At 67.7% G+C, this 12,433-nt stretch carries 11 protein-coding genes; 10 read left to right on the forward strand and 1 reads right to left on the reverse strand.

The window, feature by feature from the left end; genetic code table 11:
• Positions 1–72 precede the first annotated feature (72 nt).
• Positions 73–1,080 (reverse strand): sulfur carrier protein ThiS, encoded by a 1,008-nt coding sequence (gene thiS / locus ACMGDM_RS00690; RefSeq protein ID WP_436802214.1) that lies wholly within the window; start codon positions 1,078–1,080, stop codon positions 73–75.
• Between the two features lie 100 nt (positions 1,081–1,180).
• Between thiS and aroQ the strand changes: the two genes are divergently transcribed.
• The 10 genes from aroQ to ACMGDM_RS00740 all read left to right on the forward strand — a co-directional run bounded on the left by aroQ (position 1,181) and on the right by ACMGDM_RS00740 (position 12,359).
• Positions 1,181–1,615, forward strand: coding sequence for a type II 3-dehydroquinate dehydratase (aroQ, locus tag ACMGDM_RS00695; protein ID WP_436802215.1), 435 nt, complete (start codon positions 1,181–1,183; stop codon positions 1,613–1,615).
• Between the two features lie 36 nt (positions 1,616–1,651).
• The gene (gene accB, locus ACMGDM_RS00700; RefSeq protein WP_436802216.1) at positions 1,652–2,143 is read left to right on the forward strand and encodes an acetyl-CoA carboxylase biotin carboxyl carrier protein; all 492 of its coding nucleotides are present in this window, start codon (positions 1,652–1,654) and stop codon (positions 2,141–2,143) included.
• A gap of 5 nt (positions 2,144–2,148) precedes the next feature.
• Positions 2,149–3,501 carry an acetyl-CoA carboxylase biotin carboxylase subunit gene (gene accC, locus ACMGDM_RS00705; protein WP_436802217.1) on the forward strand — a complete coding sequence of 451 codons (1,353 nt, stop codon included), beginning with the start codon at positions 2,149–2,151 and terminating at the stop codon, positions 3,499–3,501.
• A complete protein-coding gene (locus ACMGDM_RS00710) occupies positions 3,498–3,833 on the forward strand; it encodes an arsenate reductase family protein (RefSeq protein ID WP_436802218.1) in 336 nt (111 codons plus the stop codon). The genes accC and ACMGDM_RS00710 overlap by 4 nt, the downstream gene beginning before the upstream one ends.
• Entirely contained in the window at positions 3,830–5,254 is a 1,425-nt protein-coding gene (locus ACMGDM_RS00715) for a phospholipase D-like domain-containing protein (protein WP_436802219.1), read from the forward strand. Before ACMGDM_RS00710 ends, ACMGDM_RS00715 begins: the two co-directional genes overlap by 4 nt.
• A gap of 267 nt (positions 5,255–5,521) precedes the next feature.
• Positions 5,522–7,738: a phosphoribosylformylglycinamidine synthase subunit PurL gene (gene purL, locus ACMGDM_RS00720; RefSeq protein WP_436802220.1), complete on the forward strand. Its 2,217-nt coding sequence runs from the start codon at positions 5,522–5,524 to the stop codon at positions 7,736–7,738.
• Positions 7,739–7,939: 201 nt separating this feature from the next.
• Complete coding sequence (locus ACMGDM_RS00725; RefSeq protein WP_436802221.1) at positions 7,940–9,127, forward strand: DUF418 domain-containing protein; 1,188 nt, start codon at positions 7,940–7,942, stop codon at positions 9,125–9,127.
• A 75-nt stretch (positions 9,128–9,202) separates the two neighbouring features.
• On the forward strand, positions 9,203–9,373 hold the full coding sequence (locus ACMGDM_RS00730; RefSeq protein ID WP_436802222.1) for a (2Fe-2S)-binding protein: 171 nt from the start codon (positions 9,203–9,205) through the stop codon (positions 9,371–9,373).
• 101 nt (positions 9,374–9,474) lie between these two features.
• The gene (gene bfr, locus ACMGDM_RS00735; protein WP_436802223.1) at positions 9,475–9,990 is read left to right on the forward strand and encodes a bacterioferritin; all 516 of its coding nucleotides are present in this window, start codon (positions 9,475–9,477) and stop codon (positions 9,988–9,990) included.
• A 728-nt stretch (positions 9,991–10,718) separates the two neighbouring features.
• The gene (locus tag ACMGDM_RS00740) at positions 10,719–12,359 is read left to right on the forward strand and encodes a methyl-accepting chemotaxis protein (protein ID WP_436802224.1); all 1,641 of its coding nucleotides are present in this window, start codon (positions 10,719–10,721) and stop codon (positions 12,357–12,359) included.
• The last annotated feature ends 74 nt before the right edge of the window (positions 12,360–12,433 follow it).

Raw genomic sequence — 12,433 nt, forward strand, 5'->3', positions numbered from 1 at the left:
CCGGTGACAGAACAACGGACCCAGAACGGCGATGTTCCGCCGCGTGCTTGACCTACGTCAATTCGCCACGGCTCAGATCAGCCCCGACAGCGGGCTCGACGGGTCGGCGTAGCGGCGCTTGCCCATGCGGCCGGCGCGGTAGCTCATCCGCCCCGCCTCCACCGCAGAGCGCATCGCCGCCGCCATCAGGATCGGGTCCTTCGCCTCGGCGATCGCGGTGTTCATCAGCACGCCGTCGCAGCCGAGTTCCATGGCCACCGCGGCGTCGCTCGCCTGGCCGACGCCGGCATCGACCAGCACCGGCACGCTCGCGCCCTCGACGATCAGCCGGATCGTCACCTGGTTCTGGATGCCCAGCCCCGAGCCGATCGGCGCGCCCAGCGGCATGATCGCGACCGCCCCGGCATCCTCCAGCTGTTTCGCCGCGATCGGATCGTCGGTGCAATAGACCATCGGCTTGAAGCCCTCGCGCACGAGCACTTCGGTGGCCTTCAGCGTCTCGCGCATATTGGGGTAGAGCGTGCGCGCCTCGCCAAGCACCTCGAGCTTGACGAGGTCCCAGCCGCCCGCCTCGCGCGCCAGCCGCAGCGTGCGGATCGCGTCCTCGGCGGTGAAGCAGCCCGCGGTGTTCGGGAGGTAGGTCACGCGCTTGGGATCGATGAAGTCGGTCAGCATCGGCGCGCTGGGATCGCTGACGTTGACGCGGCGCACCGCGACGGTGACGATCTCCGCGCCCGACGCCTCGAGCGCGGCGGCGTTCTGAGCGAAATCCTTGTACTTGCCCGTGCCGACGATCAGCCGCGAACGAAAGGTGCGCCCCGCTACGGTCCAGCTGTCGTCGGTGAGCGGCGCGGCATGGTCGCCGCCGCCGACGAAGTGGACGATCTCCAGCTCGTCGCCATCTTCGACCTGCACCTCGCCCAGCGTCGAGCGCGGCACCACCTCCAGGTTGCGCTCGACCGCGAGCTTCTCGGGCACCAGCCCGAGCGATTCCGCCAAGGCTGCGATCGAGAGCCCGGCAGGAACCCGCTTGTGCTCGCCGTTGAGGGTGATGGTGATGGTGCCGTCGGAATGTGCCATGCGCGCCATCTAGGACCGCACGGCCGCAGGGGCAACGTTGCGCGCGCGCGCCGCGGATGCAATGACGCCTGCACGAAGGGCAGCAGCCCCAGGGAAAAGCATGACCGACATCGTCTTCGTCCTCAACGGCCCCAACCTCAACCTGCTCGGCACGCGCGAGCCGGAAATCTACGGCCATGACACGCTCGACGACATCGCCGGCCAGCTCGAGGATCGCGCCCGCGAGCTCGGGCTGCGGGTCGACCTGCGCCAGTCGAACCATGAGGGGCATCTGGTCGAGTGGCTGCACGAGGCGCAGGCGGTGGACGCGCGCGCGGTGCTGCTCAACGCCGCGGCGTACACGCACACCTCGGTGGCGCTGCACGACGCCATCAAGGCCATCAAAACGCCCGTGATCGAGGTGCACCTGTCCAATCCGCACACGCGCGAGAGCTTCCGCCACGTCTCGCTGGTGGGCAGCGCCGCCAAGGGAACCATCACCGGCTTCGGCGCGATGTCGTACACGCTCGCGCTTGAAGCTGCGGCCCGCTTCTGACAGGGAGCGCGCCCTATCTAGGGGAAACAGGGTTGCATGGCTGACATCTCTCACAACGGCGGCGCGATGCAGGTCGACGTCGATCTGGTCCGCCAGCTCGCCGAGCTGCTCGACACCACCCAGCTGACCGAGATCGAGGTTGAGGACGGCGAGCGCAAGATCCGCGTCGCGCGCAAGGCAGCGGCGGTCAATGCCGCGCCGGCGATGCACTATGCGCCGGCGCCTGCCGCCGCCGCGCCGGGCGCCGGGGCGCCGCCGCAGGTCGACACCGCTGGGCCCTCGGCGCCGTCGCACGCCAATGCGGTGCGCTCGCCGATGGTCGGCACCGTCTATCTCGCCGCCGAGCCGGGTGCCAAGCAGTTCGCCGCGGTGGGTCAGAGCGTCGCTGCGGGCGACACGTTGCTGATCGTAGAGGCGATGAAGGTGATGAACCCGATCACCGCGCCGAGCGCCGGAGTGGTCAAGGCGGTGCTGGTCGAGAACGGCCAGCCGGTCGAGTTCGACCAGCCGCTCGTGGTGGTCGAGTAACGCCCTTGCCCCAGATCAAGAAGCTGCTGATCGCCAATCGCGGCGAGATCGCGCTGCGGATCCACCGCGCGTGCCACGAGATGGGCATCAAGACGGTGGCGGTGCACTCCACCGCCGATGCCGACGCGATGCACGTCCGCCTCGCCGACGAGGCGATCTGCATCGGCCCGCCGGCCGCGACCGACAGCTATCTCAACATTCCCAACATCATCTCCGCCGCGGAGATCTCCGGCGCGGACGCGATCCATCCCGGCTATGGTTTTCTCAGCGAGAACGCCAAGTTCGCCGAGATCGTCGAGCTGCACAACCTGATCTTCGTCGGCCCGAAGCCCGAGCATATCCGGGTGATGGGCGACAAGGTCGAGGCCAAGCGCACCGCGGGCGCGCTGGGGCTGCCGCTGGTGCCGGGCTCGGACGGCGCGATCAGCGACGTGGCCGAGGCGCAGGCGCTGGCCGAGCGGATCGGCTATCCGGTCATCATCAAGGCCGCGAGCGGCGGGGGTGGTCGCGGCATGAAGGTGTGTCAGTCGCCCGATCAGCTCGAGACGCTGATGCAGCAGGCCGGGACCGAGGCAAAGGCGGCGTTCGGCGACGCCACCGTCTACATGGAAAAGTATCTCGGCAATCCGCGCCACATCGAATTCCAGGTGTTCGGCGACGGCAACGGCCAGGCCATCCACCTCGGCGAGCGCGACTGCTCGCTCCAGCGCCGCCACCAGAAGGTGCTGGAGGAGGCGCCCTCTCCCGTGATCTCCGCCGAGGAGCGCGAGCGGATGGGCGGAACCGTCGCCAAGGCGATGGCCGATATGGGCTATCGCGGCGCAGGAACGATCGAGTTCCTGTGGGAGAACGGCGAGTTCTACTTCATCGAGATGAACACCCGACTCCAGGTGGAGCATCCGGTGACTGAGGCGATCACCGGGCTCGACCTGGTGCGCGAGCAGATCCGCGTCGCCGAAGGGCACCCGCTGACGCTGCGCCAGGAGGACGTGGTCTTCCGCGGCCACGCGATCGAGTGCCGCATCAACGCCGAGGACCCGCGCACCTTCGCGCCCTCGCCAGGCCGGGTGACGCAATATCACGCTCCGGGCGGGATGCACGTCCGCGTCGATTCGGGACTGTATGCGGGCTATATGGTGCCGCCTTACTATGACAGCATGATCGCCAAGCTGATCGTCTATGGGACCACCCGGCAGGGCGCGCTGCGTCGCCTGCGCCGCGCGCTGGAGGAGTTCGTGATCGAGGGCATGAAGACCACGATCCCGCTCCATCAGGCGCTGCTCGACGACCCGGAGTTCCAGCAGGGGAGCTACACGATCAAATGGCTGGAGGAGTGGCTGGCGCGCCAGGACGCGTGACGGTGGCGGGGGGCGCGGCGACGATCTACCACAACCCGCGCTGCTCCAAGTCGCGCCAGGCGCTCGCGCTCTTGCAGGAAGCGGGCGCCGACGTGACCGTCATCGAGTATCTCAAGACGCCGCCCTCGCGTGAGACGCTGGCCGCGCTGCTCGCGCGCGGCGGGATCGCACTGCGCGACGCGCTCCGCCGCAACGCACCGCCGGTCGCCGGCGACGCGGCCGCGCTCGACCTGATGGCGCGCGATCCCGCCACGATCGAGCGTCCGCTGGTCGAGACCGACAAGGGCGTCCGGCTCGCGCGACCGCCCGAGCGGGTGTTCGAGATCCTGTGATCCTCCCCGAAAACACGCGCTGGCGCGTCGAGCGCGCCACCCAGGCCGCGGTGGTGATCGACGCGGACGCCTATTTCCGCGCCGCGCGGCAGGCGATGCTGCGCGCCCAGCACCAGATCCTGCTGGTCGGCTGGGATTTCGACGCGCGAATCAATCTCGCCTATGACGACGACCATCCCGAGGCGCCCACCGACGTCGGCGCGTTCATCTCCTGGCTGGTCGACCGCACACCGGGGCTGCAGGTCCATATCCTTCGCTGGGACAAAGGCGCGATCAAGACGCTCGGGCGCGGCAAGACGCTGTGGACCCTGCTCAACTGGCGCTACCGCCAGCCGCGCATCCACCTGCTGCTCGACGGTCATCACCCGGTTGCCGCCTCGCAGCACCAGAAGATCGTGGTAATCGACGATTGCCTCGCCTTTTGCGGCGGGATCGACATGACCGACGAGCGCTGGGACACGCGCGCGCACGTCGATGACGATCCGCGCCGCACCTCCCCCAGCGGCCGCGCGTACAAGCCGTGGCACGATGCGACGACGGCCCTCCAGGGGCCGATCGCAAAAGCGCTGGGCGAGCTGTGCCGCACGCGCTGGGCGATCGCGGGCGGCGCCGAGATCGCGCCGCCGCCGCCGCGCGAGGGCAGCTGCTGGCCCGAGTCGCTCACGCCCGTCTTCGCCGATGTCGACGTGGCGGTGTCGCGCTCGCAGCCCGACTTTGACGGGCAGGACGAGATCCTCGAGATCGAGCGGCTGTACCTCGCGCTGATCGCCTCGGCGAGGAAGCGCATCTACGCCGAGAGCCAATATTTCGCGTCCCGCCGCATCGCCGAGGCGATCGCGGCAAGATTGGTGGAAGACGATCCGCCCGAGATCGTCGTGATCAACCCGGTGACCGCGCAGGGCTGGCTCGAGCCGATCGCGATGGACACGGCACGCGCGCGGCTCGTCACCGAGCTGCGCCGGCGCGACCATCGCGGCCGCTTCCGGATGTATCACCCGATCAACGAGAAGGGCACGCCGATCTACTGCCACGCCAAGGTGACGGTGATCGACGACCAGGCGATCCGGATCGGCTCGTCCAACTTCAACAACCGCTCGCTGCGGCTCGACACCGAGTGCGACGTCACCATTACCGACGGGGCCGCGACGATCACGGCGATTCGTGACGACCTGATCGCAGAGCATCTCGGCGTCGACCCCGCGCTGGTGAGCGAGCGGGTCGCGCGCGACGGGCTGATCGCCACGATCGAGGCGCTGCGCGGCAGCGGCCGGACGCTGGTGCCCTATGAGGTGGACGACCTCAACTCGGTCGAGAAATGGCTGGCGGACAATGAGGTGCTCGATCCCGAGGGACCGGGCGAGATGTTCGAGGCGTTTGAAAAGCGCGGGCTGCTGCGGCGGCTGAGAAGGAAGCGGCGCTAACCCAGCCCCGTCATGCCGGGCTTGACCCGGCATCCATAGCCCCGCGAGCGCCACCCACGTCACGTGCGCGGCACCATGCACCTCGGATCAAGTCCGCAGTGACGAGCGACCGCCGTGCTTCTGCGCACGCAGGAGCCCAGAGCCGCGAGCGTCGCGCCTGATAACCCTGGGCTCCTGCGTGCGCAGGAGCACGGCGGCGCTGATCTCGTCCGGCTTCCCCCCACACCGTCTGGCCACCGCGACACACAGCCGCTATGCGCGCCAGCCATGACCGCCATCACGCCCGAGATCGTCGCCGAGCACGGCCTGTCCCCCGATGAATATGAGCGCGTGCTCAACGCGCTGGGCCGCGAGCCCAACCTCGTCGAGCTCGGCATCTTCTCGGTGATGTGGTCGGAGCATTGCAGCTACAAGTCGAGCCGCATCCACCTCAAGAAGCTGCCGACCGAGGGCCCGCAGGTGATCTGCGGTCCGGGCGAGAACGCGGGCGTGGTCGACATCGGCGACGGTCAGGCGGTCATCTTCAAGATGGAGAGCCACAACCACCCCTCGTACATCGAGCCCTATCAGGGCGCGGCGACGGGCGTCGGCGGCATCCTGCGCGACGTTTTCACCATGGGCGCGCGCCCGGTGGCGAACCTCAACGCGCTGCGCTTCGGCCGGCCCGATCACCCGAAGATGCGGCATCTGATCTCGGGCGTGGTCCACGGCATCGGCGGCTACGGCAATTGCGTCGGCGTGCCGACGGTGGGAGGCGAGGTGAACTTCCACCCCGCCTATGACGGCAACATCCTCGTCAACGCGATGACCGTGGGCGTCGCCGATACCGACAAGATCTTCTACTCGGCCGCCTCGGGCGTGGGCAATCCGATCGTCTATGTCGGCAGCAAGACCGGGCGCGACGGCATCCACGGCGCGACCATGGCCTCCGCTGACTTCGGCGAGGATGCGGACGAGAAGCGCCCCACCGTCCAGGTCGGCGATCCCTTCACCGAGAAACTGCTGATCGAGGCGTGCCTCGAGCTGATGGCCTCGGACGCGATCGTCGCGATCCAGGACATGGGCGCGGCGGGGCTCACCTCCTCCTCGGTCGAGATGGCGAGCAAGGGCGGCGTGGGCATCGAGCTGGTGATGGACGACGTGCCCCAGCGCGAGACCGGCATGACGCCGTACGAGATGATGCTCTCTGAGTCGCAGGAGCGCATGCTGATGGTGCTCAAGCCCGGCCGCGAGGATTTCGCGCGCGCGATTTTCGAGAAGTGGGAGCTCGACTTCGCGGTGATCGGCCATGTCACCGATACCGGCCGGATGGTGCTCAAGTGGCAGGGCGAGACCGTGTGCGACATCCCGCTTGCGCCGCTCGCCGACGACGCCCCGCTGTACGACCGTCCGCACGTCCCCACCCCGACCGCCAAGGCGCTCGTGAACATTCCCGACTGCAAGGATCCTGCGGCCGACCTGCTCGCGCTGATGGGTTCGCCCGACATCGCCAGCCGGCGCTGGATCTGGGAGCAATACGACCACATGGTCGGCGCCGACACGGTGCAGCGCCCCGGCGGCGACGCCGCGGTGGTGCGCGTTCACGGCACCGACAAGGCGCTGGCGATGACGACCGACTGCACCCCGCGCTACTGCTTCGCCGACCCGGTCGAGGGCGGCAAGCAGGCGGTGGCCGAGGCGTGGCGCAACCTCACCGCGGTGGGCGCGACCCCGCTGGCGATCACCAACTGCCTCAACTTCGCCAACCCGCAGCGCCCCGAGATCATGGGCCAGATCACCGGCTGCCTCGACGGCATGGCGCAGGCGTGCCGCGCGCTCGACTTCCCGATCGTGAGCGGCAACGTCAGCCTCTACAATGAGAGCAAGGCGACCGGCGGCGGCTCCGCGATCCTGCCGACCCCCGCGATCGGCGGCGTCGGGCTGCTCAAGGACTGGCAGAAGAGCGCGACGATCGCGTTCAAGCAGACCGGTGACGTCATTGTCGTGGTCGGCACGCGCCGCGGCGATCTCGGCCAGTCGCTGTGGCTGCGCGAGCTGCACGGGCGCGAGGAAGGCCCGCCGCCGCGCGTCGACCTGGAGGCGGAGCGCCGCACCGGCGACTTCATCCGCGCACAGATCGACGCCGGACGCCTCGGCGCCGTGCATGACGTCGCCGATGGCGGCGTTGCGGTGGCGATCGCGGAGATGGCGCTGGCGGGCAACATCGGCGCGATGATCGATCGCGCGCTGCCGTTCGAGACCGCCGCCGCGCTCTTCGCCGAAGAGCAGGGCGTCTATATCGTAACCGTCCACGACCATGCGCTGCTCGACTTCCTCCAGGCCGCGCTCGACGCCGGGGTCGATGCCGACCCGCTCGGCCGCACGATCGGCACGCGCGTGATCTTCGAGCTGCGCGACGGCGACTATTGCGTGCCGCTCGATCAGTTGCGCGCGGCGCATGAGGGCTTCTTCCCGAAGCTGATGGCGGGCGAAGCGGCGATCTAGCGCTGACGGACTCCTCCCTTTCACAGGGAGGAGGACCGCCCGCCATGGCTGGGTGGTTGAGGCGGCTCGCCACACGCGCATCGGCTCGCATGCCGCCATCCCGCTACACGATCGCGCTTTGCGCGATGGTCTGCCTTCCCGTGGCTGGGGAGGATCTCGCCCGTTGCCAGTTCCCGGCTACGCTCCTAGCACGCGTTCGCCATGATCGCCGCCAAACGCCTCGTCGCGCTCGATTTCCTGCGCGGCGTCGCGGTGCTGGGAATCACGCTCGCCAACCTGCCCGGCTTTGCGCTGCCCCAGGCCGCCTACTTCTCGCCGTTAGCCGCGGGCGGTACCACGCCCGCCGACATCACCGCCTGGGCGTTCACCTTCGTCGTGATCGAGGGCAAGATGCGCGGCCTGTTCGCGGCCTTGTTCGGCGCCTCGCTGCTGCTGGTGATCGGACGCGCCGACGCCGCCGGCGAGAATGGCGCGGCGGTGCATCTCCGCCGCATGGGGGTTTTGTACCTGATCGGCGCCGCGCATCTGTACCTGCTGTGGTACGGCGACATCCTCCACCATTATGCGCTGGTCGGCATTGGGGCGCTGCTGTTCGTCCACGCGCCCGTGCGGGTGCTGCTGCTCGCTGCCGCGTCCGCGCTGCTGCTCGCGACGATCGGCGGCATCGCGCTCGTTCAGGCCGCCGTCGCGCCGACGACCCACGCCGCGATCGAGCAGAGCTTCGGACGCCCACCCGCACACCTCCTGCTGGACGAGATCGCCGCGCTGCGCGGCCCGCTCGCGGACGGAATGGTCTGGCGCTGGCGGCACGACGCCGGCGCGGTCGGCGGCTTGCTCGCCAACGGGCCGGAGACGCTCGGCTACATGCTGCTTGGCATGGCCGCGTTTCGCACCGGCTTCGTCACCGGCGCGTGGCCGCGCGCGCGCTATGGCTGGGTCGCCGCGGCGACGCTGCCGCTCGGGCTGGTGCTGGAGGGCGCGCTGGCGGCGCACCTTGTCGCACGCCAATTCGGCACGACAGCAGTGGTCACCGCCTCGTTCGCGCTCGGCCCGCTGATCCACGCGCCGATGGTCGCCGGCTATGCCGCACTGTTGCTCTGGCGCCCGCCGTCGCGGCTGACCGACCGGTTCGCCGCGGTGGGTCAGATGGCGCTGAGCAACTATCTCCTGTCCAGCCTGCTCCTCGCCGCGTTTTTCTACGGCTGGGGCGCGGGTCAGTTCGCGCGCTGGGGTCGCGCCGAGGCCTATGCGGTGCTGCCGCCGCTATGGGGCCTGCTACTGCTCTGGTCGCCCGCCTGGCTCCGGCATTTCCACTATGGCCCGGCCGAGTGGCTTTGGCGCTCGCTGGCACGCGGCGCAGCACAGCCGCTGCGTCGCCGACGCTCGTAGATGCGAACGCGTCGCATTTCCCTTGCGAACGGTTCGCAACGCCGCTACACGACTCGCAGCCGAGAGGGAGGCCACATGGTCGTCTGCGTGTGCAATGCTATCCGTGAATGTCAGGTGCGCGAGGCGGCAAGATCGGGTGCTGCCACCCCCTGCCAGGCGTACCGGTGCCTCGGCCGTTCACCGAAATGCGGCCAATGTGTTCAATATGCTCGCGCAATTATCGATGAGGAACGTGCGGCTGCGTAGCGCTCGCAGCAAGTAACCGACCGACCGCTCGACACTTTATGTCTTTCGCCGGGCTCCGCTCCGGGCTATTCGGCGTGCCGATCTAATCCTTGGAGACCGGCATGAAGGGCGACCCCCAGGTCATCGACTTTCTCAACGAGTCGTTGAAGAACGAGTTGACGGCGATCAATCAATATTGGCTGCATTACCGCCTGTTTGATCATTGGGGCGTGTACAAGCTCGCCGAGTTCGAGCGTCACGAGTCGATCGACGAGATGAAGCACGCCGACTGGCTGGCGGAGCGCATCCTGTTCCTGGACGGACTGCCCAATTTCCAGCTGCTCGGTCGGCTCCGCATCGGCGAAACCGTCGAGGAGGCGCTCAAGGCCGATCTCGCGATGGAGATCGAGGCGGTGGCGCAGCTCAAGGCCGCGGTCGCCTATTGCGAGGAAGTGAAGGACTTCGTCAGCCGCGAGCTGTTCGCGCGCATCCTCGCCAGCGAGGAAGAGCATGTCGACACGCTCGAGCGCCAGTTCGAAATGATCGAGCGCATGGGTATCCACAATTATATCCAGCTCAACTCGGTGAGCGAGCATGACAAGCCCGAGAGCGGCGCCGCCCCCTATCTGAAGGGGTGAGGCTCGCGCCGCTCTCAGCCCGGCCCCGGGATCGATCGTGTTCGCGATCCCGGGACGAGGCGCCAATCCTTCTACAGCCTGCCTCACCCAAGCTGAACCGTGCTCTCGCGCACGCGGGAGCCCAGAGCCACAGCCGGTAACGTTGGTGACCCTGGGCTCAGCGTTCGCCGGAGCACGCTGGCGTTTTCGACGAATGAAATCAGACCCTGGTCACATGCGCTGACACGCCCGAGCCGCACCGGACGATCCCTGCTAAGTGATGGCAACGATCCAGATCGCACGTCTGGAACGACCACCGGCCGGCTGACAAGCCCCTCTCCGGCGAGCCGCCTTCCCGCGCTAGTCCCCCGCCGCGCGCGTGCCCGTCTGCCCTGTCCGCCTGGTCCGCGACCGCTGCGTGATCGTTCCAGCCCTTGTCTGTACGAAGAGGCCGCCGGGGTGAGCCCCGTGGCTGAAGCGAGATCGTCACCAGCCCTTCGCCGCCTGACATGAGCACGTTCATCGTCGTTGATGACGGAGACGCACAGCTGACCTTGCCAAGACGTGTCCGAGGCTGACACGGGCGTGCGTGGCTACGCGAACGAGTTCTGCCGCCGACCTGCTATAAAGCAGCTAGGTGTCCCAACCGCCGCGTCCGCTGGAAAGCATTACCATCGCCGCAGGTCAGGATCGATGCCATCTAGTTATTATGCTTAAATACTTGATAGTAGACGGCGAGATCCAGAGACATGAAGATTTCGGCAAAGCTCTTCTTACTGCTCGGGCTGGCCGTACTAACTCTTTCCAGTCTCAGCGTTTTTACCTTGAGTCGTATCGATACGGTGTATCTGTCCGCCTCCAACGCGAAGAATGTGATTCTTCCGAAAACGACGATGCTCGACGATATCCGGTTCATGCTCTTGCGTTATCATACGACGACGATCCGAAAGATCATCGCCACCGATCCGCTCGAGCAGAGGAGCCTCGACGACGAGTTCGTCGAGATGGACACCTCCTTCCCGACCTTGCTACGATCGTACCGCGCGACGATCCACTCCCCTGTCGAAGCCGCCGCCTTCGCCGCCTTCACCAGCAGCTGGAACAGCTATCTTGCGATACGCGCGACGATCGTCACCGCCCTGTCGCGCGACGAGAAGGCGGCCGCCGTGGCGGCGGTCCCCCGTGCCCGCGACGCATTGGTGGCGGCTTTCGACAAGCTGGGAGCGATCATCCAGATCAAGGATGACGCCGCGGTCGACGATGCTCACCGCGCCGCGGGCGCCTATGACACGGCATGGAGCGTCACCCTGGCGGTGGCCCTCGCGGCGACCGCGGTGATGGTCACCGTGGGGCTCTGGACGCTGCGCAGCATCACGGTGCCGATACAGGCCGAGATTGCGGTGATGGAGCGGCTGGCATTAGGCGATCTCGCGATCAAGGTGGACGGCACCACGCGGCGCGACGAGATCGGCCAACTCGCCAGAGCGTTGAACAGCGTGATCGTCCATCTCAACGCCACCGCCGATATCGCGCGTGCCGTTGCGAGCGGGGACCTGACGATCGCCGCCGTCCCGCGATCGAACCGCGACACGTTGGGGCTGGCCCTGCAAACCATGGTGAGCAAGCTGCGCACCATTGTCACCGATACGATGACGGCGTCTGCTCATGTTGCCGCCGGAAGTCGGCAATTATGGACGGCAGCCCAACAATTGGCGGACGGTTCGAACGAACAGGCCGCGGCCAGCGAGGAAGCCTCGGCGTCGATGGAGCAGATCGCGGCGAACATCAAACAGACCGCAAACAATGCCGGCGAGACGAGGGAGCTCGCCCGTCGCTCGGCCGAGGATGCGACGGCCGGTGGTGCCGCGGTCGCAGCAGCCGTTGACGCTATGACGACGATCGCGCGCGAAGTCTCCGTTGTTCAAGAGATTGCCCAGCAGACCGACCTGTTGGCGATCAACGCCGCCATCGAGGCTGCGCGCGCGGGTGAGCACGGCCGCGGCTTCGCCGTGGTGGCGGCGGAAGTCCGCCAACTCGCCGAGCGCTCGCGAACCGCCGCCGTCGAGATTGGCATCCTGTCGCAGAAGACGGTCACCACCGCGATCGATGCCGGGACGATGCTGGCGAAGGTGGTACCCGACATCGGCCGAACCGCCGAGCTGTTCGACGAGATCACCGCCGCATGCCGCGAACAGGATTTCGGAACCGCGCAGATCAACCAGGCGATCGGACGACTGGATTACGCCGCACAACAGACGGCCGCCGGATCGGAACAAGTTGCTGCGACATCCCGCGCGCTGCTCCGCCAAGCCGAACAGCTGCAAGCCGCCATCGCCTTCTTCAAGGCGGAGACGAACGAGCGCGTGGATGCGCCGGCGCGGAAAGGCTGATCACGTCAGTCGACGCCGCCGGGGCAATAACGCCGCGCAGCGATCGTCATTGTCACGCATCGATTGATCGCGTG

Source organism: Sphingomonas larreae (assembly GCF_051400595.1).
Taxonomy (GTDB): domain Bacteria; phylum Pseudomonadota; class Alphaproteobacteria; order Sphingomonadales; family Sphingomonadaceae; genus Sphingomonas.